The organism is Pseudoduganella flava (genome assembly GCF_007830495.1).
In the GTDB taxonomy this organism is placed as follows: domain Bacteria; phylum Pseudomonadota; class Gammaproteobacteria; order Burkholderiales; family Burkholderiaceae_D; genus Rugamonas; species Rugamonas flava.
Genome location: NZ_VLKW01000007.1, coordinates 330,884 through 349,989, shown reverse-complemented (window position 1 = coordinate 349,989; position 19,106 = coordinate 330,884). Strand labels below are relative to the sequence as shown.

The window sequence follows — 19,106 nt, the reverse complement described above, 5'->3', positions numbered from 1 at the left end:
ATATGAAAGCATCTGAACTCCGCGGCAAAGACCAGGCAGGTCTGCAGAAAGAGCTGAACGACCTGCTGAAGGCACAGTTCGGCCTGCGTATGCAAGCCGCGACGCAGCAGCTGTCGAACAACTCGCAGCTGAAGAAGGTTCGCCGCGACATCGCACGCGTCAAAACGGTAATGAACACGAAGGAAGCCAAATGAACGAACCAGTGAAACAGTCGCTGAAGCGCACGCTGATCGGTAAAGTGGTGTCCGACAAGATGGACAAGACCGTTACCGTGCTGATCGAGCGTCACGTCAAGCACCCTCTGTACGGCAAGATCATCGTGCGCAGCAACAAGTACCACGCGCACGACGAAGCCAACCAGGCCAAAACCGGTGACACGGTGGAAATCCAGGAAGGCCGCCCGATCTCCAAGACGAAGGCGTGGACGGTGACCCGTGTAGTGCAAGCTGCACAAATCGTCTAAGAAGAAGACCGGACCGGGACCGTTGCGTCCCGGTCCGTTTTCCAATTAGTTCTTGCAGGCCCGCAGGTTGTATGTAATACTTGCGGGCTTCGTTCATGTATCCGCCGCTAAGTGTCTCTCCGCAGACGCGGTTTCGCGGTCAGTACTGTATGAAGGTCAAGCACCCAAACAGTGATGCAGCAGCATCTCTGGCGGGACCAAGACTGACCGAGAGGTCCGCATTGTGTGGATTCTTCGGCTTAAGTTGGGAAAGAGAATACTATGATTCAAACTGAAAGCCGGCTCGAGGTAGCCGACAACACCGGTGCGAAAGAAGTCATGTGCATCAAGGTGTTGGGCGGTTCCAAGCGCCGTTACGCTGGCATCGGCGACGTGATCAAGGTCACGGTTAAAGTGGCGCAGCCTCGCGGCCGCGTCAAAAAAGGTGAAATTTATAACGCCGTGGTTGTGCGCACCGCTAAGGGTGTGCGTCGCCAGGACGGTTCCCTGGTGAAGTTCGACGGCAACGCCGCCGTTCTGCTGAACTCCAAGCTGGAACCGATCGGTACCCGTATCTTTGGCCCGGTGACGCGCGAACTGCGCACCGAGAAGTTCATGAAGATCGTGTCCCTGGCACCGGAAGTCCTGTAAGGAGTCGCAATGGATAAGATTCGTAAAAACGACGAAGTCGTCGTCCTGACCGGTAAGGACAAGGGCAAGCGCGGCGTAGTGACCCAGCGCGTCGACGCTGAGCATGTCGTGGTGGAAGGCGTGAACGTGGCCAAGAAGGCCGTCAAGCCGAACCCGATGACTGGCGTTACTGGTGGCATCGTCGACAAGACCATGCCTATTCATGTGTCGAACGTTGCGCTGTTCAACGCCGCGACCGGCAAGGCAGATCGCGTTGGCTTCAAGCTCGTGGACGGTAAAAAAGTCCGCGTCTTCAAGTCGAACGGCGAAGTAGTGAAAGGGTAATCAGAAATGGCCCGTCTGCAACAACTGTACAAAGACAAGGTCGTCTCCGAGCTGACCGAGAAATTCGGTTACAAATCGGTGATGGAAGTGCCGCGCCTGACGAAGATCACCCTGAACATGGGTCTCTCCGAAGCCGTGGCGGACAAGAAAGTGATCGAGCACGCCGTTGGCGACCTGACGAAGATCGCCGGCCAGAAGCCGGTCGTGACGAAGGCTCGCAAAGCTATCGCAGGTTTCAAGATCCGCGAAGGCTACCCGATCGGTACGATGGTGACCCTGCGTGGCGCCCGCATGTATGAATTCCTGGATCGCCTGATCACCGTGGCCCTGCCGCGCGTGCGCGACTTCCGTGGCGTGTCCGGCCGTTCGTTCGATGGCCGCGGCAACTACAACATCGGCGTCAAAGAGCAGATCATCTTCCCGGAAATCGAGTACGACAAGATCGACGCGCTGCGTGGCATGAACATCTCGATCACCACGACCGCCAAGACCGACGACGAAGCGAAAGCTCTGCTCGCCGCATTCAAATTCCCGTTCAGGAACTAAACGATCATGGCAAAACTCGCACTGATTAACCGTGAACAGAAGCGTGCTGACCTGGTGGAGAAGTATGCCGCCAAGCGCGCAGCTCTGAAGGCCATCATCGATGACCAGTCCAAGTCGGAAGAAGAGCGTTACGAAGCACGCCTGAAACTGCAGGCCCTGCCGCGTAACTCCGCGCCGACGCGCCAGCGTAACCGCTGCGCCATCACCGGCCGTCCACGTGGCACCTTCCGTAAATTCGGTCTGGCCCGTATCAAGCTCCGTGAATTCGCCATGCGCGGCGAGATCCCGGGTATGACCAAAGCCAGCTGGTAATAGGAGAACAAGCAATGAGTATGAGCGATCCTATCGCCGATATGCTGACCCGCATTCGCAACGCCCAGGGCGTCAAGAAGACCTCCGTTGCAATGCCGTCGTCCAAAGTCAAAGTCGCTATCGCCAACGTCCTGAAGGACGAGGGTTACATCGAAGATTTCGCTGTGACCACGAATGAAGGCAAGTCGGAACTGCAAATCGGCCTGAAGTACTACACCGGCCGTCCGGTCATCGAGCGCCTCGAGCGCGTGTCCCGTCCGGGCCTGCGCGTCTACAAAGGCAAGGATGAGATTCCAACCGTCATGAACGGTCTGGGCGTGGCCATCGTGTCGACTCCGCAAGGCGTCATGACCGACCGCAAAGCGCGCGCTACCGGTGTTGGTGGCGAAGTCATCTGCTTCGTGGCTTAAGGAGTAACACATGTCTCGAGTAGCTAAAATGCCGATCGCCGTGCCGGCTGGCGCCGAAGTCGCCATCTCCGCACAAGCGATCACCGTCAAGGGCCCGCTGGGCACCCTGACCCAGAGCCTGAACGGCCTGGTCAAAGTGGAAAACAACAACGGCACGCTGACGTTCGACGTGGCCAACGACAGCCGCGAAGCCAACGCGATGTCCGGCACGCTGCGCGCGCTGGTCAACAACATGGTCAACGGCGTCACCAAGGGCTTCGAGAAGAAGCTGTCGCTGGTGGGCGTGGGTTACAAGGCACAAGCACAGGGCGACAAGCTGAACCTGTCGCTGGGCTTCTCCCACCCGGTCGTCCATGCGATGCCGCAAGGCGTGACCGTGGCAACGCCGACCCCGACCGAAGTGGTGATCAAGGGTATCGATCGCCAGAAGGTTGGCCAGGTTGCCGCTGAAGTTCGTGCTTACCGCTCCCCTGAGCCGTATAAGGGCAAGGGCGTCCGCTATGTGGACGAAGTGGTTAAGATCAAAGAAACCAAGAAGAAGTAATTAGGGGCTGACGATGGATAAAAAGCAATCTCGTCTGCGCCGCGGACGTCAAACCCGCATCAAGATCGCGCAACTGAAAGTGAACCGCCTGTCGGTCCACCGCACCAACCTGCACATTTACGCGAACCTGATCAGCCCGGACGCTAAGGTTCTGGTTTCGGCGTCGACCGTGGAAGCAGAAGTGCGCGCCGAACTGGCCGGCAAGTCGGGCAAGGGCGGCAACGTCGCCGCTGCCGCTCTGGTTGGCAAGCGCGTCGCCGAAAAGGCAATCAAGGCAGGTATCACCGAAGTAGCGTTCGACCGCTCCGGTTTCCGTTACCACGGCCGTGTGAAGGCGCTGGCAGATGCCGCGCGTGAAGCCGGTCTGAAGTTCTAAGGGTACGATCATGGCAAAAATGCAAGCAAAAATGCAGAGCGACAAGCCGGATGACGGCATGCGCGAAAAAATGATCGCGATCAACCGCGTGACCAAAGTGGTCAAGGGTGGTCGCATCATGGGCTTCGCGGCGCTGACCGTGGTTGGTGACGGCGATGGCCGCATCGGCATGGGCAAGGGCAAGTCGAAGGAAGTGCCGGTCGGTGTGCAGAAAGCAATGGAAGAAGCACGTCGCAACCTGATCAAGGTGCCTCTGAAGAACGGTACGCTGCAGCACAGCGTGGTTGGCCGTCACGGCGCGTCGCGCGTCATGATGTCCCCAGCCAAGCCTGGTACCGGCGTCATCGCCGGTGGTGCAATGCGCGCGATCTTCGAAGTGATGGGCGTGACGGACGTGGTGGCGAAATCCACCGGTTCCTCGAACCCGTACAACCTGGTGCGCGCCACCCTGGACGGCCTGTCGAAAATGAGCACTCCTGCCGAGATCGCCGCTAAGCGCGGCAAGTCGGTGGAAGAGATCCTGGGCTAAGGAGAAACCGCATGAGCACTATCAAAGTCAAACTGGTCAAGGGCCTGATCGGCACCCGCCAGGACCACCGCGCCACCGTGCGTGGCCTGGGCCTGCGCCGTGTCAACTCGGTTTCCGAGCTGCAGGACACGCCATCGGTACGCGGCATGATCAACAAGGTCGCCTACCTCGTCAAAGTCGTGTCGTAAGCACGATCTGGAGAAAACAATGGAATTGAATACCATTCAACCAGCCGAAGGCGCGAAACACGCCAAGCGTCGCGTTGGCCGCGGTATCGGCTCCGGCCTGGGCAAGACTGCCGGCCGTGGTCACAAGGGTCAGAAATCGCGTTCGGGCGGCTTCCACAAAGTCGGCTTCGAAGGCGGTCAGATGCCTCTGCAGCGCCGTCTGCCGAAGCGTGGCTTCAAATCGCTGAACGCAACCTTCAAGGCTGAAGTTCGCCTGTCCGACCTGAACGCCCTGGCAGTGTCCGAAGTGGACCTGCTGGTGCTGAAGCAGGCCGGCGTGCTGAACGTGCTGGCACGCGACGTGCGCGTGATCGCTTCCGGCGAAATCACCAAGGCAGTGTCCATCAAGGGCCTGAAGGTGACCGCCGGCGCGAAAGCGGCCATCGAAGCGGCTGGCGGCTCGGTAGCCTGAGACGCTTAAGCTTGAACGGAGCGAAAATTGGCGACTAATCCGCAGCTTGCTAAAAGTGCCGCAGCCGGTTTCCCCTGGAACCGTCTGTGGTTTTTGCTGGGCGCTCTGGTAGTCTACCGCATCGGGGCTCATATCCCGGTGCCGGGAGTCGACCCGGTACAGCTGGCCGCACTGTTCAAGTCGCAGGAGGGTGGCCTGCTGGGCATGTTCAACATGTTCTCCGGCGGCGCCCTGTCGCGCTTCACGGTGTTTGCGTTGGGCATTACGCCCTACATCTCGGCCTCGATCATCATGCAGTTGGTGTCGATCGTGTCGCCGCAGATGGAAGCGCTGAAGAAGGAAGGGGAGTCGGGTCGTCGCAAGATCACCCAGTACACCCGTTACGCCACCGTTTTCCTGGCCTTGTTCCAGGCATTCGGCATCTCGATCGCACTGGAAGCCCAGCCGGGCCTGGTGCTCGATCCGGGTATGGCCTTCCGCTTCACCTCCGTCGTGACGCTGCTGACCGGCACCATGTTCGTGATGTGGTTGGGCGAGCAGATTACCGAGCGTGGTCTCGGTAACGGCATCTCGATCATCATCTTCGCCGGTATCGCCGCCGGTCTGCCGAACGCCCTGGGTGGCTTGTTTACCCAGGTGTCGACCGGTGCGATCAGCGCGATTTCCGCCATCATCATCGTGGTACTGGTCGCAGCCGTGACCTATGCCGTGGTGTTCGTGGAACGTGGCCAGCGCAAGATTCTGGTGAACTATGCCAAACGTCAGGTCGGTAACAAGATCTACGGTGGGCAAACCAGCCACCTGCCGCTGAAGCTGAACATGGCAGGCGTGATTCCGCCGATCTTCGCATCGTCGATTATCTTGTTCCCGGCCACCATCGTGGACTGGTTCTCGCGTGGTGCGGACAACAGCAACCCTGTCGTCCGCTTCTTGAAAGATCTGGCTGCATCGCTGAGCCCAGGCGAGCCTATCCATGCATTGCTGTATGCCGTGGCAATCGTGTTCTTCTGCTTCTTCTACACCGCACTGGTGTTCAACAGCAAGGAGACCGCGGACAACTTGAAGAAGAGCGGGGCCTTTGTGCCAGGGATTCGTCCCGGTGAGCAGACTGCCCGCTACATCGACAAGATCCTGACCCGATTGACCCTGGCAGGCGCCGTCTATATCACCCTGGTATGCCTGTTGCCGGAGTTTATGCAAGCCCAGTGGAAAGTGTCGTTCGTCTTCGGCGGCACCTCCCTGCTGATTATCGTAGTGGTGACCATGGACTTCATGGCCCAGGTCCAGAACTACGTGATGTCGCAGCAATATGAATCGCTGCTGCGCAAGGCGAACTTCAAGGGCGGTATTCCGACCCGTTAAGCGACAAGGTCACCATGGCAAAAGACGACGTTATACAGATGCAGGGCGAGATTCTGGAGAATCTGCCGAATGCAACATTTCGAGTAAAGCTGGAAAACGGCCACGTGGTTCTTGGCCACATTTCGGGTAAAATGCGGATGAACTATATCCGCATTCTCCCCGGCGACAAGGTCACGGTGGAGTTGACGCCGTACGACCTCTCCCGGGCCCGTATCGTGTTCCGGACCAAGTAATTGTAAAAATCGAATCCAAAGAGAGTGCAAAATGAAAGTTAACGCTTCAGTCAAGCGGATCTGCCGCAACTGCAAGATCATCAAGCGCAAGGGCGTCGTTCGTGTTATCTGCGTCGAACCGCGTCACAAACAGCGTCAAGGTTAATCGAGGAATAACGAATGGCACGTATTGCAGGGGTTAACATCCCAAATCATCAGCACACCGTGATCGGCCTGACGGCAATTTACGGTATCGGCCGTCCGCGCGCGCAGTTCATCTGCGCACAGACGGGTGTGGCGACCAACAAGAAGATCAAGGACCTGGACGACAGCGAGCTGGAAAAGCTGCGTGATGAGATCGGCAAGTTCGTTGTTGAAGGCGATCTGCGCCGTGAACTGTCGATGAACATCAAGCGTCTGATGGACCTGGGTTGCTACCGCGGCATGCGTCACCGCAAGGGCCTGCCGGTCCGCGGCCAGCGCACCCGTACCAATGCACGTACCCGCAAAGGTCCGCGCAAAGCCGCTCAATCGCTGAAGAAATAATCTAGGGAACCACTATGGCTAAGCAACAAAGCAGCGCAGCAGCAGCGCGCGTTCGTAAGAAGGTCAAAAAGAACGTCGCTGAAGGTATCGCTCACGTTCACGCTTCCTTCAACAACACGATCATCACGATCACCGACCGTCAGGGCAACGCTCTGTCGTGGGCAACTTCCGGTGGCGCCGGCTTCAAGGGCTCCCGTAAGTCGACCCCGTTCGCAGCGCAGGTTGCTGCCGAAGCGGCTGGTAAAGTTGCTCAGGAATGCGGCGTGAAGAACCTGGAAGTGCGCATCAAGGGCCCGGGCCCGGGTCGCGAATCCGCTGTTCGCGCGCTGAACAACCTGGGTATCAAGATCACCGAGATCCAGGACGTGACGCCAGTGCCGCACAACGGCTGCCGTCCGCCGAAGCGCCGTCGTATCTAATTCGGGTACGGCAACGGAGCGATTCTGCGCGGATCCGGTCCATATGGACTGGTTGCCGTCAGGCCGATCGATTCGTCGTATCTGATTCCCGCCTGGGAAGCTCCTTCGAGGAATCCCGCGGAAATTCGACAATGGCCGGCCCGTGCGCTGCACGGCCGGCCACCGTCGCTCGTAGCAAAAATCGCTGGAACAGTTGATCGGAAACGGTTATACTGTCCGGCTATTTTCGCCTGTCCATTTTTTTGGTCAGGCTTGTTGAGCCACCGTCTGGCACACACCAGACTAGCGCCTGGCCGCATCCGATGCGGCGCTGGGGCGTCATTTTTATTATTTAAGGAAACCACCGTGGCACGTTATATCGGACCGAAAGCAAAACTCTCCCGCCGTGAAGGCACCGACCTGTTCCTGAAGAGCGCACGCCGCTCGCTGGACTCCAAGTGCAAGCTGGACATCAAGCCTGGCCAGCACGGCGTCAAGTCGGGTGCCCGCACCTCCGACTACGGCAACCAGCTGCGCGAAAAGCAGAAGGTCAAGCGTATGTACGGCATCCTGGAGCGTCAGTTCCGCCGCTACTTCGCCGAAGCCGACCGCCGCAAAGGCAACACCGGCGAAACGCTGCTGTCCCTGCTGGAAACCCGCCTGGACAACGTTGCTTACCGCATGGGCTTCGGCTCGACCCGCGCTGAAGCGCGTCAGCTGGTGTCGCACAAAGCGTTCACCGTGAACGGCAACGTCGTGAACATCCCGTCGTACGTCATCAAGGTCGGCGACGTGATCGCCGTGCGCGAAAAGGCCAAGAAGCAGACCCGTATCGTCGAAGCGCTGTCGCTGGCTGAACAAGTCGGCATGCCGGCATGGGTGTCCGTCGATTCCAAGAAAATGGAAGGCACCTTCAAGTCGCTGCCGGAGCGTAGCGAAATCGCCGCCGACGTCAACGAATCGCTGATCGTCGAACTGTATTCGCGTTAATCGTTGTTGACGCTGTAGTCCAGTTGTACCAAGCCCACTCCTAGCAGTGGGCATTTTCACTAATGCCATCAGCCTTATCGGTGTAACGAGCCGAGGGTAATGAAAAGGACATTTAACAATGCAAAACAGTTTGTTGAAACCACGTATCATCGACGTCGAAACGCTGGGCGCCGGTCACGCAAAAGTCGTGATGGAGCCGTTCGAGCGTGGCTACGGCCACACGCTGGGCAATGCCCTGCGTCGCGTGCTGCTGTCGTCGATGATCGGCTACGCGCCGACCGAAGTCACCATCGCCGGTGTCGTGCACGAGTACTCGTCGCTGGACGGTGTGCAGGAAGACGTGGTTGACCTGCTGCTGAACCTGAAGGGCGTGGTCTTCAAGGTCCACAACCGCGATTCCGTCACGCTGACCCTGAAGAAGGAAGGCGAAGGCGCCGTGCTGGCATCGGACATCGATCTGCCGCACGACGTGGAACTGATCAACCCGGATCACGTGATTGCTCACCTGACCGCAGGCGGCAAGCTGGACATGCAGATCAAGGTCGAAAAAGGCCGTGGCTACGTGCCGGGTAACGTCCGTCGCCTGTCGGAAGACACGAACAAGACGATTGGCCGCATCATCCTGGACGCATCGTTCTCGCCAGTGCGCCGCGTGTCGTACGCCGTGGAATCGGCTCGTGTCGAACAGCGTACCGACCTGGACAAGCTGATCATCAACATCGAGACGAACGGCGTGATCACGCCGGAAGAAGCGATCCGCCAGTCGGCCCGCGTGCTGGTTGACCAGCTGAACGTGTTCGCCGCGCTGGAAGGCACGGAAGCCGCCGCCGAAGCACCGTCGCGTGCTCCGCTTGTCGATCCGATCCTGCTGCGTCCGGTGGACGACCTGGAACTGACGGTCCGTTCCGCGAACTGCCTGAAGGCCGAGAACATCTACTACATCGGCGACCTGATCCAGCGTTCGGAAAACGAGCTGCTGAAGACGCCGAACCTGGGCCGCAAGTCGCTGAACGAGATCAAGGAAGTCCTGGCTTCCCGTGGTCTGACCCTGGGCATGAAGCTGGAAAACTGGCCGCCGGCTGGTCTCGAGAAGTAATGCAGTACCGCCCGCGGCATGTTGCCGCGGGCGTTTTATCTTACTAACCGACCCGCGCCTGACGTTCACCCGTCTGGCGATCGAAGAGTTCGGATTTAAACATTATCGAAAGGAAGTACCATGCGTCACCGTCACGGCCTCCGTAAACTGAACCGTACCTCGTCCCACCGTCTGGCAATGCTGCGCAACATGACCGTTTCGCTGCTGCGCCACGAAGCGATCAAGACCACGCTGCCGAAGGCAAAAGAACTGCGCCGCGTTGTCGAGCCGATCCTGACCCTGGGCAAGACCGATTCGCTGGCCAACAAGCGTCTGGCATTCTCCCGCCTGCGCGATCGTGAAATCGTCCTGAAGCTGTTCGCTGAACTGGGCCCGCGTTACGCAAACCGCAACGGCGGCTACCTGCGTATCCTGAAGATGGGCTTCCGCGTCGGCGACAACGCACCGATGGCTTACGTCGAGCTGGTGGACCGTCCGGAACCGACCGACGTCGAAGCAGCACCGACCGCTGAAGAGTAATCTTCGCTGTCTGATGAAAAAGCCGGGCTTGCCCGGCTTTTTCTTTTGCGCTGGTGTACCATCAGGCAGTTCCATTGCACGAGTAGCCGTATGTCCATCCTGCCGCGCCTGTTTGCCGCGATTGCCGCGTTCCTGTTCCTGCTGTCGCCCGTCCGGGCCGACGAGGAATTCCTCGATCCCCAAGTCGCGTTCCAGTTCTCCGCCCGCGTCGTCGACGGCAAGACCATCGAGGCGACGTGGAAGATCGCCGAAGGCTACTACATGTACCGCGAGCGCTTCGCGTTCCGCGCCGCCGGCGCGCAGCTGGGCGCGCCGCAGATCCCGCCGGGCAAAGTGAAGTTCGACGAGACGTTCAACAAGGAAGTCGAGACGTACCGCCACAGCGTGACGATCCGCATTCCCGTCGAAGCGGCCGCCGCGTTCACACTGACGGCGACGGGGCAGGGCTGTTCCGACAAGGGCCTGTGCTACTCGCCGCAGGATGCGACGGCGCGGCTGTCTCCCACTGGCGGCAGCGGCGCCCCCTTCAGCCTGCCGGCAATGAGCCGCGCCGGCGACGCGCAGGTCGATCTGCCACCGGATGTGCCGGCGGCGGCCGCCGCGCCGCAGAGCGAGATGGGCCGCATCGAAGGCGCGCTGCACGACGGCCGCCTGGCCGTCATCGTGCCGCTGTTCGTGCTGCTGGGGCTGGGCCTCGCGTTCACGCCGTGCGTGCTGCCGATGGTGCCGATCCTGTCGTCGATCATCGCCGGCGAAGGCGACAAGGCAACGCGGGCCCGCGGCTTCGCGCTGTCGCTCAGCTACTCGCTGGGCATGGCGCTCGTCTACACGGCGCTCGGCGTGGCCGCTGGCCTCGCCGGTCGCGGCCTGGCTGCCGAGCTCCAGAACCCCTGGGTGCTGGGAACGTTCGGCGTGCTGATGGTCCTGCTGGCATTGTCGATGTTCGGCGTCTACGAGTTGCAGGTGCCGGCCGTGCTGCAGACGCGGCTGGCGGCCGCGTCGGGACGGCAGTCCGGCGGCAAGCTGGCTGGCGTGTTCGCGATGGGCGCGATCTCGGCGTTGATCGTCGGCCCGTGCGTGGCGGCGCCGCTGGCAGGTGCGCTTGTCTACATCAGCCAGACGCGCAACGTCGTCGTCGGCGGCAGCGCACTGTTCTCGATGGCGGTCGGCATGAGCCTGCCGCTGATTCTCGTCGGGGTGTCGGCCGGCGCATTGCTGCCCCGCGCCGGCGCGTGGATGGACGGCGTCAAGCGCTTCTTCGGCGTGCTGATGATCGCGATGGCGTGGTGGCTGGTGTCGCCCGTCTTGCCGCCCGTCGTGCAGATGGCCGGCTGGACGTTGTTGGGAATTGCCTACGGCATTTATCTGCTGCGCACCTATAAAGGCTGGATCGCGCAAACCGTCGCCGTGCTGTTCATTGCTTTCGGCATCATTCAAATGATCGGCGTGGCGACCGGCGCGCGCGATCCATTGGCACCGCTGGCCCATTTGCGCGGCGGCGTCGAAAAAGGCCTGGAATTCAAACGCATCCGTAATATCGCTGAATTGGATAATGTTCTCGGGAATACCGGCGGTAAAACCGTGATGCTCGATTTTTATGCCGACTGGTGCGTGTCATGCAAGGAAATGGAAAAGCTGACCTTTACGGACAAAAACGTGCAGCAACGCCTGGCGAACACGATCCTGATCCAGGCCGACGTTACCGCGAATAATACGGACGACAAGGCGCTGCTGCAGCGCTTCAAGTTATTCGGCCCGCCGGGCATCATATTCTTCGATGCCCAAGGCAACGAGATTGCCGACAGCCGGGTGATCGGTTTCCAGGACAGCGGCAAGTTCCTGCAGTCGCTCTCCAAGCTGCCGTAACGGCCGGAAGAACAAGGGGCGCCCGCAGAGGCGCCCCTTCTTTTACTCCCTCCATGCCAGAATCTGGCGCGAACACGCCTTGATCTGGCACAAGCGGAGGGCTTCAACCGCGCCGATGCATGCCGCGGTGATTGGGGCCGCCGGCGGTCTGCTCGTCAAACACTTTCTGCTGCGCCGGGCTCAAGGTCGCATAGAACGTCTTCAACGCGGACAGCCGGGTTTCCTGTTGCTGCAGACGGGTTTTGGACAACTCGATCCACTTTTCCATCCGCTGTGGCGCCGGCAATTCCCTGAACGCCACCCGGTCCGCATGGCCGGCCGGTTGCTTCGGTGCGATCGCGGCAATATAGGTTTTCCACGCAGCTTCCTGGCTGGTATTCAGCTTCAGGGCGTCGTGCAGCTTTTGCTGGCGTTGCTCGAAACGCTCTGCACGTTTTGCTGGATCAAATTTCGTTGCCGCATAGGGATGTTTGGGCGGCGCTTCTTCCGCATGGGCGGCAAATGCCGCCGAGCCGAGGCTCAGAACCGTCACACCGGCGATAATGCTTTTACGCAGAATATTCATTTCTAAATCCTTCCAGGGTTGGCTTTTAAATGTGCACCGCACATCTGCATCTTCTCAACGCAGTGTTTCGCCGACGTTTCCTGGAGGCGCGTTTTTGTATCCGTTTGTTTCGTGTACATTATGGAAAGATCATATACAAGACGATACAAAGCGCCGTTGGTCTTCGCCTGCCGAACTGGCGATAATTGAGGCATGGAGCCTACCTCGACCATTCTGATCGTCGACGACGATCGCGATATCCGCACCTTGCTGGCGGATTACCTGGAGTCCAACGGCTACCGCACGCATGGGGCCGCGGACGGCACCGCCATGTGGAAGCTGCTGGACGAGACGAAGCCGGACCTGATCGTGCTGGACCTGAACCTGCCCGGCGAGGACGGCCTGACGTTGTGCCGCAAGCTGCGCGCCCACTCGAACCTGCCCGTCATCATGCTGACGGCGCGCAGCGAGCCGCTGGACCGCATCCTCGGCCTGGAAATGGGGGCGGACGATTACCTGCCGAAACCGTTCGAGCCGCGCGAGCTGCTGGCGCGGATCCGCAGCGTCCTGCGCCGCAGCAATGCGATGCCGTCCGGCGGCGTCGACAAGGCCACGCAGATCCGCTTCTCCGGGTGGACGCTGGACCTGACGGCGCGTCACCTGCTCAATCCGGATGGCGTCGTGATCATGTTGTCGGGCGCCGAATTCCGCTTGTTGAAAGTCTTCCTCGAGCACCCCAACCGGGTGCTGAACCGCGACCAGCTGCTGAACCTGACGCAAGGCCGCGACGCCGATCCGTTCGACCGCTCGATCGACATCCAGATCAGCCGCCTGCGGCAGAAGCTGGGTGAGGACGCGCGGGTGCCGCAGATCATCAAGACGGTGCGCAACGGCGGCTATGTGCTGGCGGGCACCGTCGCGGTCGAGCCGCGCACCTGACCGTGGCGATGGGCACGCTGAAGGCGTTCGTCAATTCGATGACGGGGCGGGTGTTCCTCGCCCTGATGGTCGGCATCATCGCCTCGGCGGCGTTGACCCAATGGCTGGCCGTCAACGAACGCCAGCGCACGCTGGAGCGTTACCGCAACTTCCATGCACTGGAGCGGGCCGAGCAGATCATCGAGACGGCGGACGTCGTCCGCCCCGAATCGCGCGCACAATACCTGGCCGTGGCCAGCAAGAGCGGCGTGAAGCTGGAAATCGCCACCGACAACGACCTGACCGTCCACCCGCCCACGGAATTCTCGATCGCGCTGGGGCAGCGCCTGCCGCGCGACTTCCAGGTGATCCCGATGGCGGAGCGCCCGCCGCCCTGCGTGCGACCGCCGCGCACCTTGACGGTGTTCGGCCCTGGCCAGTGGCGCGGCACCTGCGAGTCCGTGAAGATCGTGATGACGGATGGGCAAGTGCTGAAGCTGTCGATCCTGCCGCCGCGGGGCGCGCCGCCCACCGGCCACAACGAGTACGCTGTCTTCGTGCCTTTCCTGTTGTGCGTGGCCGTGCTGGCTTACCTGATCACGCGGATGACGGTGCAGCCGCTGAAGCACCTGGCGCAGGCCGCGAAGGACCTGGGCAACGACATCAACAAGCCGCCGCTCGAGCTGACGGGCGCCGCCGAGATCCGCCAGGCCAGCGCCGCGTTCAACGCGATGCAGGCCCGCATCCGGCAGTACATCGCGCAGCGCACGGAGATGCTGGCGGCGATCACGCATGACCTGCAGACGCCGCTGACGCGAATGCGCCTGCGGCTGGAGAAGGTGGGGGACCAGGATCTGCAACAGAAGCTGATCGGCGACCTGTCCGCGATGCAGCAGATGATCCGCGAGGGGCTCGACCTGGCGCGCAGCATGGATACGAACGGCGCCATGCAGAAGCTGGACCTGGATTCGCTGCTCGACAGCGTGTGCGCCGATGCGCTCGACGCGGGCCAGGCAGTCGAGCTGAAGGGGCACGCCGGCATGGCGTTGCTGGGCCGGCCGCTGGACGTGCGGCGCTGCCTCGTGAACCTGATTGACAACGCCGTCAAATATGGCCAGAAGGCCCACGTGACGGTGGAACGCCTGGCGGGTGCGGCCCGTATCCGCATCCGCGATGAAGGGCCGGGCATCCCGCAGGACCAGCTGGCGCGGGTGTTCGAACCCTTCTATCGCCTGGAAAGCTCCCGCTCGCGCGCGTCCGGCGGAACGGGGCTGGGCCTGACGATCGCCCGCAATATCGCCGAGCAGCACGGCGCAACGTTGTCTCTTGCCAACGGAGAAGGCGGCGGATTGGAGGCGGTGCTGACACTGCCGGAATTTTATGCAGGGAAGTAATCAATCGGTAGCGAACTGGTGAGACAATGACCGGTTAATGCCATACGGCAAGACCGCGCCGCCACCGCGAACACATCATTATCTGCACTACATAACAATGAAAAAGACCACTTTGGGAGTACTGGTTGCTGCTGCCGTCGCCATCGGCGCCGGCGCGTGGCAGTTTACGCGCGCGCCGCACGGAGAACCTCAGGGCGAGCAACATGCAGGCGCCGGTAACAAGGGGCGCGGCAATGGCCCGACCACCGTGAACGTTGTCACGCCGAAGCGGCGGGACGTGCCGGTAACGTTGCAGGCCAACGGCACCGTGAGCCCGATCAGCACGGTGGACCTGCACCCGCAGACGACCAGCACGATCGTCAAGGTGCATGTGAAGGAAGGCCAGTTCGTCAAGGAAGGCCAGCTGATGTTCTCGCTGGACAGCCGCAGCGAATCGGCCAACCTGGACAAGGCCGAAGCCCAGGTGCAGCGCGACCGCGCCAGCCTGGCCGACCTGGAACGGCAGTACAAGCGCAGCATGGAACTGCTGAGCCAGAAGTTCATCGCACAGGGCGCCGTCGATACGCTGAAGAGCCAGGTGGACGCGGCCCGCGCGCTGCTGGAGGCGGACATCGCCGCCGCGCGCGCCGTCCGGGTCGACCAGAGCTACACGACGATCAAGGCGCCGATGACGGGGCGGGTCGGCGCCATCAACGTCTATCCGGGCAGCCTCGTGCAACTGTCGACGTCGCTGACGACGATCACGCAGCTCGACCCGATCAACGTCGCGTTCACGGTGCCGGAGACGAGCCTGGCCGCGCTGCTCGATGCGCAGCGCGCCGGCAAGGTGCCGGTGCAGGTGTTCCAGAACAATTCCACGACGCCGATCGAAGGCCACCTGTCGTTCATCGACAATACGGTCGACCCGCAGGCCGGCGTGATCCGCGTGAAGGCGCAGTTCGACAACCGCGACACGCGGCTGTGGCCGGGCCAGTACGTGAACACGGCGCTGACGGTGCAGACGCTGAAGAACGCGCTCGTCGTGCCGCAGAACGCGATCATCACGAACTCGCATGGCACGTTCGTCTACACGGTGGGGCCGGACAACACAGCGAAGGTGGCCAACGTGGAGCGCGTGCATGCGTTCGGCGTCGATGCGGCGGTGCGCGGCCTGGCCGGTGACGAGAAGATCATCGTCGAAGGCAAGCAGAACCTTCGCCCCGGCGGCAAGGTGCGCGTGGCCGACACGCGGGGGGCCGACGTGAGCAGGCCCGATGCACGCGTGGCCGAGCGGGGCAATCCAAAGGGCGCCGAATGAACCTTTCCGAGCTCTCGATCCGGCGCCCCGTGATGGTGGTGCTGCTGTCGCTGTCGCTGATCCTGGCCGGCGTGCTCGCGTACAGCAAGATCCCGGTCGCGGCGCTGCCGAGCTATAACACGCCCGTCATCAACGTGTCGGCCGACCTGGCCGGCGCGAGCCCGGATACGATGGCGTCGTCCGTCGCGCTGCCGCTGGAAAAGCAGTTCTCGACGATCGCCGGCCTGACGATGATCACGTCGACAAGCACGCAGGGCAACACGTCGCTGACCTTGGAATTCGATTCGAGCATCGACGTCAACGAGGCGGCTGTGGACGTGCAGGCGGCGCTGCTGCGCGCCCAGCGCCAGCTGCCGCAGGAGATGACGGACCTGCCGTCGTACCGCAAGATCAACCCGGCCGATGCGCCGGTGCTGTTCATGGCGATGAATTCGCCGTCGCTGTCGCTGTCCGAACTGAATGACTATGCTGAGAACCTGATCGCGCCGAGCCTGTCGACGTTGCCCGGCGTGGCGCAGGTGACGGTCAACGGCCAGAAGCGCTTCGCCGTGCGGGTGCGCGCCAAGTCGGACCTGCTCAATGCCCGTAACCTGACGCTGGCCGATCTGCAGGCGGCCATCAAGAGCGCCAACGCGAACACGCCGCTGGGCGTGCTGGACGGCCCGCAGCAGACGCTGACGATCCAGGGCAATGCGCAGCTGATGCGCGCGGCCGACTACCGCGACCTGATCATCGCCACCCGCAACGGCGAGCCGGTACGGCTGCGCGATGTCGCCGACGTCGAGGACAGCTTCCAGTCGATCAAGTCGTTCGGCAGCTACAACGGCGAGCGCTCGATCGTGCTGCTGGTGCAGCGCCAGCCGGACGCCAACACGGTGCAGGTCGTCGACGGCGTGAAGGCGCTGCTGCCGCGCTTCCGCTCGCAGCTGCCGGAATCGATCAGCATTAACCTCGTTAACGACCGTTCCGTGTCGATCCGCGAAGCGATCCACGACGTGAACCTGACGCTGGCGCTGACCGTCGTGCTGGTCGTGCTGGTGATCTTCCTGTTCCTGCGCCGCGCGGCGGCCACGTTCATCCCGGCGATCACGATGCCGATTTCGCTGCTGGGCGCACTGGCGCTGCTGTACGCGCTCGGCTACAGCCTCGATAACATCTCGCTGCTGGGCATCACGCTGGCGGTGGGCCTCGTCGTCGACGATGCGATCGTCGTGCTGGAAAACATCGTGCGGCACATCGAGCACGGCAAGAAGCCGCTGCAGGCCGCGTTGACCGGCTCGCGCGAGATGGGCTTCACGATCGTGTCGATCTCGATCTCGTTGGTGGCCGTGTTCATCCCGATCTTCTTCATGCCCGGCGTGATGGGGCTGATGTTCCACGAATTCGCCGTCGTCGTCGCGCTGTCGGTGCTGGTATCGGCCTTCGTGTCGCTGACATTGGTGCCGATGCTGGCCGCGCGCTTCCTGCCGGCCGATTCCACCGAGACGTCCGGCGACGACACCTTCATCGGCCGTCATTTCGAGCGCATGTTCCGCGCCGTGCAGGGCGCCTATGCGCGCACGCTGGACGTGGCGCTGCGCCACCGCTACGTGGTGCTGGCGATCGCCGTCGGCACGTTCGCGTTGACGGTCGCGATGTACGTGGCGATCCCGAAAGGCTTCTTCCCCGAGGAGGACATCGGCCAGTTCCGCGTCAACACGGAGGCGTCGGAAGACATCTCGACGAGCGCGATGCTGGCATTGCAGGACCGCGTGGCCGCGATCATCAAGGCCGACCCGAACGTGAAGGACGTCGTGTCGTTCACGGGCGGCGGCAACACGGGCCGGATGTTCGTCGTGCTGAAAGCCCGCGAGGAGCGCAAGAAGATGGCGGACGTGCTGGAAGGCTTGCGCAAGAAAATGCGCGGCGTGGCCGGCATCGCCGTCTACATGTCGCCGGTGCAGAACCTGCAGCTGGGCGGCCGGCAGTCGAAGAGCCGCTACCAATACACGTTGCAGTCGGTGAGCCCGGATGCGCTGTCCGAGTGGGCCGAGCGCTACCTGGATCGCATGCGTTCCGACCCCGACTTCCGCGACGTGACGAGCGATTCGCAGCAGCGCGGCCTGCAGGCCAGCCTGAAGATCGACCGCGACAAGGCCAGCAACCTGGGTGTGGCGATCGGCGACATCCGCACCGCGCTGTACCTGGCGTTCGGCGAGCGCCAGGTGTCGACGATCTACTCGTCCGCGGCCAGCTACTACGTGATCCTGGAAGCGGCCGACGAGGACCGGCGCTACGAGGATGCGCTGACGAAGGTCTCGGTGCGCAACTCGGCCGGCCAATTGGTGAAGCTGTCCAGCTTTGCCACGGTGGAGCGCACCGTCGGGCCGACGGCCGTCAACCACCAGGGCCAGCTGCAGGCGATCACGCTGTCGTTCAACCTGGCGCCCGGCGTGCCGCTGGGCCAGGCGACGGCGAAGATCGACCAGATGGGCAAGGAATTCGGCCTGCCGCCGTCGATCATCACGAGCTATGGCGGTGACGCCGCCGTGTTCCAGAGCCAGCAAGGCAGCCAGGTGATCCTGATCATCGCGGCGCTGGGCGTCATCTACGTGCTGCTGGGCGTGCTGTACGAAAGCTTCATCCACCCGCTGACGATCCTGGCCGGCCTGCCGTCGGCGGCCGTGGGCGCGCTGCTGACCTTGCGGCTGTTCGGCATGGACCTGACGATGATCGCCATCATCGGCATCCTGATGCTGATCGGCATCGTCAAGAAAAACGCGATCATGATGATCGACTTCGCGTTGCAGGCGCAGCGTGAGCAGGGCATGGCGCCGCCCGCGGCGATCCGCGAGGCATGCATCCTGCGCTTCCGGCCGATCATGATGACGACCCTGGCGGCACTGATGGGCGCGCTGCCGATCGCGCTGGGCCTGGGCGCCGGCGCGGAACTGCGCCAGCCGCTGGGCCTGGCCGTCTGCGGCGGCCTGATCTTCTCGCAAGTGATCACGCTGTACATCACGCCCGTGATCTACCTGTTCCTCGACAAGTACAGCGGCAATGGCCCGATGAGCGACGCCGAGCTGGACGAAGCGACGGCCCAGCCGAAGGTCGAGCTGAAAGCGGTCAACCTGGCCAAATAAAGAAATTTCCAAAAATCGGGGTCAGACCCCGATTTTTGGGAATATTTGCGTCCGAACATTACTTAGCGC

General features: G+C 61.9%; 26 protein-coding genes. 25 read left to right on the top strand and 1 reads right to left on the bottom strand.

Annotated elements, in window-relative coordinates:
* Nucleotides 1–2 precede the first annotated feature (2 nt).
* The 21 genes from rpmC to dsbD all read left to right on the top strand — a co-directional run bounded on the left by rpmC (nt 3) and on the right by dsbD (nt 11,762).
* Nucleotides 3–194 carry a 50S ribosomal protein L29 gene (gene rpmC, locus IP92_RS19460; RefSeq protein WP_145878083.1) on the top strand — a complete coding sequence of 64 codons (192 nt, stop codon included), beginning with the start codon at nt 3–5 and terminating at the stop codon, nt 192–194.
* A complete protein-coding gene (gene rpsQ / locus IP92_RS19455; RefSeq protein ID WP_145878081.1) occupies nt 191–463 on the top strand; it encodes a 30S ribosomal protein S17 in 273 nt (90 codons plus the stop codon). The genes rpmC and rpsQ overlap by 4 nt, the downstream gene beginning before the upstream one ends.
* Nucleotides 464–724: 261 nt before the next feature.
* The gene (gene rplN / locus IP92_RS19450) at nt 725–1,093 is read left to right on the top strand and encodes a 50S ribosomal protein L14 (RefSeq protein WP_107144090.1); all 369 of its coding nucleotides are present in this window, start codon (nt 725–727) and stop codon (nt 1,091–1,093) included.
* A gap of 9 nt (nt 1,094–1,102) precedes the next feature.
* Nucleotides 1,103–1,417 carry a 50S ribosomal protein L24 gene (gene rplX / locus IP92_RS19445; RefSeq protein WP_145878079.1) on the top strand — a complete coding sequence of 105 codons (315 nt, stop codon included), beginning with the start codon at nt 1,103–1,105 and terminating at the stop codon, nt 1,415–1,417.
* Nucleotides 1,418–1,423: 6 nt separating this feature from the next.
* On the top strand, nt 1,424–1,963 hold the full coding sequence (gene rplE / locus IP92_RS19440) for a 50S ribosomal protein L5 (protein WP_145878076.1): 540 nt from the start codon (nt 1,424–1,426) through the stop codon (nt 1,961–1,963).
* 6 nt (nt 1,964–1,969) lie between these two features.
* Entirely contained in the window at nt 1,970–2,275 is a 306-nt protein-coding gene (gene rpsN, locus IP92_RS19435; RefSeq protein ID WP_145878073.1) for a 30S ribosomal protein S14, read from the top strand.
* A gap of 14 nt (nt 2,276–2,289) precedes the next feature.
* Nucleotides 2,290–2,685, top strand: coding sequence for a 30S ribosomal protein S8 (gene rpsH / locus IP92_RS19430; RefSeq protein ID WP_145878070.1), 396 nt, complete (start codon nt 2,290–2,292; stop codon nt 2,683–2,685).
* Between the two features lie 10 nt (nt 2,686–2,695).
* Nucleotides 2,696–3,229: a 50S ribosomal protein L6 gene (gene rplF / locus IP92_RS19425; protein ID WP_145878068.1), complete on the top strand. Its 534-nt coding sequence runs from the start codon at nt 2,696–2,698 to the stop codon at nt 3,227–3,229.
* Between the two features lie 13 nt (nt 3,230–3,242).
* Nucleotides 3,243–3,605, top strand: coding sequence for a 50S ribosomal protein L18 (rplR, locus tag IP92_RS19420; protein WP_145878066.1), 363 nt, complete (start codon nt 3,243–3,245; stop codon nt 3,603–3,605).
* Between the two features lie 10 nt (nt 3,606–3,615).
* Entirely contained in the window at nt 3,616–4,134 is a 519-nt protein-coding gene (gene rpsE / locus IP92_RS19415) for a 30S ribosomal protein S5 (protein ID WP_145878064.1), read from the top strand.
* An 11-nt stretch (nt 4,135–4,145) separates the two neighbouring features.
* Complete coding sequence (rpmD, locus tag IP92_RS19410) at nt 4,146–4,322, top strand: 50S ribosomal protein L30 (protein ID WP_028833787.1); 177 nt, start codon at nt 4,146–4,148, stop codon at nt 4,320–4,322.
* A gap of 19 nt (nt 4,323–4,341) precedes the next feature.
* Nucleotides 4,342–4,773, top strand: a complete 432-nt coding sequence (rplO, locus tag IP92_RS19405) for a 50S ribosomal protein L15 (RefSeq protein WP_137315744.1) — start codon at nt 4,342–4,344, stop codon at nt 4,771–4,773.
* Between the two features lie 27 nt (nt 4,774–4,800).
* Nucleotides 4,801–6,135 carry a preprotein translocase subunit SecY gene (secY, locus tag IP92_RS19400; RefSeq protein WP_145878061.1) on the top strand — a complete coding sequence of 445 codons (1,335 nt, stop codon included), beginning with the start codon at nt 4,801–4,803 and terminating at the stop codon, nt 6,133–6,135.
* 14 nt (nt 6,136–6,149) lie between these two features.
* The gene (gene infA / locus IP92_RS19395) at nt 6,150–6,368 is read left to right on the top strand and encodes a translation initiation factor IF-1 (protein ID WP_005663428.1); all 219 of its coding nucleotides are present in this window, start codon (nt 6,150–6,152) and stop codon (nt 6,366–6,368) included.
* Nucleotides 6,369–6,399: 31 nt separating this feature from the next.
* Nucleotides 6,400–6,513, top strand: a complete 114-nt coding sequence (gene rpmJ, locus IP92_RS19390; protein ID WP_005663407.1) for a 50S ribosomal protein L36 — start codon at nt 6,400–6,402, stop codon at nt 6,511–6,513.
* Between the two features lie 14 nt (nt 6,514–6,527).
* Nucleotides 6,528–6,893 (top strand): 30S ribosomal protein S13, encoded by a 366-nt coding sequence (gene rpsM / locus IP92_RS19385; RefSeq protein WP_130186538.1) that lies wholly within the window; start codon nt 6,528–6,530, stop codon nt 6,891–6,893.
* Nucleotides 6,894–6,907: 14 nt separating this feature from the next.
* Complete coding sequence (gene rpsK / locus IP92_RS19380) at nt 6,908–7,312, top strand: 30S ribosomal protein S11 (protein WP_028101645.1); 405 nt, start codon at nt 6,908–6,910, stop codon at nt 7,310–7,312.
* Nucleotides 7,313–7,657: 345 nt separating this feature from the next.
* Entirely contained in the window at nt 7,658–8,281 is a 624-nt protein-coding gene (rpsD, locus tag IP92_RS19375) for a 30S ribosomal protein S4 (protein ID WP_145878059.1), read from the top strand.
* A 118-nt stretch (nt 8,282–8,399) separates the two neighbouring features.
* Nucleotides 8,400–9,377 (top strand): DNA-directed RNA polymerase subunit alpha, encoded by a 978-nt coding sequence (locus IP92_RS19370; protein ID WP_145878057.1) that lies wholly within the window; start codon nt 8,400–8,402, stop codon nt 9,375–9,377.
* Between the two features lie 120 nt (nt 9,378–9,497).
* Entirely contained in the window at nt 9,498–9,896 is a 399-nt protein-coding gene (gene rplQ, locus IP92_RS19365; protein ID WP_145878054.1) for a 50S ribosomal protein L17, read from the top strand.
* 90 nt (nt 9,897–9,986) lie between these two features.
* On the top strand, nt 9,987–11,762 hold the full coding sequence (gene dsbD, locus IP92_RS19360) for a protein-disulfide reductase DsbD (RefSeq protein ID WP_145878052.1): 1,776 nt from the start codon (nt 9,987–9,989) through the stop codon (nt 11,760–11,762).
* A gap of 103 nt (nt 11,763–11,865) precedes the next feature.
* Here dsbD and IP92_RS19355 read toward each other — a convergent pair whose 3' ends face one another.
* Nucleotides 11,866–12,327 (bottom strand): Spy/CpxP family protein refolding chaperone, encoded by a 462-nt coding sequence (locus tag IP92_RS19355; RefSeq protein WP_145878050.1) that lies wholly within the window; start codon nt 12,325–12,327, stop codon nt 11,866–11,868.
* Nucleotides 12,328–12,519: 192 nt separating this feature from the next.
* On the opposite strand from IP92_RS19355, the gene IP92_RS19350 reads away from it, so the two are divergent.
* The 4 genes from IP92_RS19350 to IP92_RS19335 all read left to right on the top strand — a co-directional run bounded on the left by IP92_RS19350 (nt 12,520) and on the right by IP92_RS19335 (nt 19,037).
* Nucleotides 12,520–13,245 carry a response regulator gene (locus IP92_RS19350; protein ID WP_145878048.1) on the top strand — a complete coding sequence of 242 codons (726 nt, stop codon included), beginning with the start codon at nt 12,520–12,522 and terminating at the stop codon, nt 13,243–13,245.
* Nucleotides 13,246–13,262: 17 nt separating this feature from the next.
* A complete protein-coding gene (locus IP92_RS19345) occupies nt 13,263–14,618 on the top strand; it encodes an ATP-binding protein (RefSeq protein WP_229418861.1) in 1,356 nt (451 codons plus the stop codon).
* 97 nt (nt 14,619–14,715) lie between these two features.
* Nucleotides 14,716–15,915 carry an efflux RND transporter periplasmic adaptor subunit gene (locus tag IP92_RS19340; RefSeq protein ID WP_145878046.1) on the top strand — a complete coding sequence of 400 codons (1,200 nt, stop codon included), beginning with the start codon at nt 14,716–14,718 and terminating at the stop codon, nt 15,913–15,915.
* Nucleotides 15,912–19,037, top strand: a complete 3,126-nt coding sequence (locus tag IP92_RS19335; RefSeq protein WP_145878044.1) for an efflux RND transporter permease subunit — start codon at nt 15,912–15,914, stop codon at nt 19,035–19,037. The genes IP92_RS19340 and IP92_RS19335 overlap by 4 nt, the downstream gene beginning before the upstream one ends.
* Nucleotides 19,038–19,106 lie beyond the last annotated feature (69 nt).

Coding starts and splice junctions, on each gene's coding strand:
- rpmC (WP_145878083.1), top strand. CDS start 3: ATGAAAGCATCTGAACTCCGCGGCAAAGACCAGGCAGGTCTGCAGAAA.
- rpsQ (WP_145878081.1), top strand. CDS start 191: ATGAACGAACCAGTGAAACAGTCGCTGAAGCGCACGCTGATCGGTAAA.
- rplN (WP_107144090.1), top strand. CDS start 725: ATGATTCAAACTGAAAGCCGGCTCGAGGTAGCCGACAACACCGGTGCG.
- rplX (WP_145878079.1), top strand. CDS start 1,103: ATGGATAAGATTCGTAAAAACGACGAAGTCGTCGTCCTGACCGGTAAG.
- rplE (WP_145878076.1), top strand. CDS start 1,424: ATGGCCCGTCTGCAACAACTGTACAAAGACAAGGTCGTCTCCGAGCTG.
- rpsN (WP_145878073.1), top strand. CDS start 1,970: ATGGCAAAACTCGCACTGATTAACCGTGAACAGAAGCGTGCTGACCTG.
- rpsH (WP_145878070.1), top strand. CDS start 2,290: ATGAGTATGAGCGATCCTATCGCCGATATGCTGACCCGCATTCGCAAC.
- rplF (WP_145878068.1), top strand. CDS start 2,696: ATGTCTCGAGTAGCTAAAATGCCGATCGCCGTGCCGGCTGGCGCCGAA.
- rplR (WP_145878066.1), top strand. CDS start 3,243: ATGGATAAAAAGCAATCTCGTCTGCGCCGCGGACGTCAAACCCGCATC.
- rpsE (WP_145878064.1), top strand. CDS start 3,616: ATGGCAAAAATGCAAGCAAAAATGCAGAGCGACAAGCCGGATGACGGC.
- rpmD (WP_028833787.1), top strand. CDS start 4,146: ATGAGCACTATCAAAGTCAAACTGGTCAAGGGCCTGATCGGCACCCGC.
- rplO (WP_137315744.1), top strand. CDS start 4,342: ATGGAATTGAATACCATTCAACCAGCCGAAGGCGCGAAACACGCCAAG.
- infA (WP_005663428.1), top strand. CDS start 6,150: ATGGCAAAAGACGACGTTATACAGATGCAGGGCGAGATTCTGGAGAAT.
- rpmJ (WP_005663407.1), top strand. CDS start 6,400: ATGAAAGTTAACGCTTCAGTCAAGCGGATCTGCCGCAACTGCAAGATC.
- rpsM (WP_130186538.1), top strand. CDS start 6,528: ATGGCACGTATTGCAGGGGTTAACATCCCAAATCATCAGCACACCGTG.
- rpsK (WP_028101645.1), top strand. CDS start 6,908: ATGGCTAAGCAACAAAGCAGCGCAGCAGCAGCGCGCGTTCGTAAGAAG.
- IP92_RS19370 (WP_145878057.1), top strand. CDS start 8,400: ATGCAAAACAGTTTGTTGAAACCACGTATCATCGACGTCGAAACGCTG.
- rplQ (WP_145878054.1), top strand. CDS start 9,498: ATGCGTCACCGTCACGGCCTCCGTAAACTGAACCGTACCTCGTCCCAC.
- dsbD (WP_145878052.1), top strand. CDS start 9,987: ATGTCCATCCTGCCGCGCCTGTTTGCCGCGATTGCCGCGTTCCTGTTC.
- IP92_RS19355 (WP_145878050.1), bottom strand. CDS start 12,327: ATGAATATTCTGCGTAAAAGCATTATCGCCGGTGTGACGGTTCTGAGC.
- IP92_RS19350 (WP_145878048.1), top strand. CDS start 12,520: ATGGAGCCTACCTCGACCATTCTGATCGTCGACGACGATCGCGATATC.
- IP92_RS19340 (WP_145878046.1), top strand. CDS start 14,716: ATGAAAAAGACCACTTTGGGAGTACTGGTTGCTGCTGCCGTCGCCATC.
- IP92_RS19335 (WP_145878044.1), top strand. CDS start 15,912: ATGAACCTTTCCGAGCTCTCGATCCGGCGCCCCGTGATGGTGGTGCTG.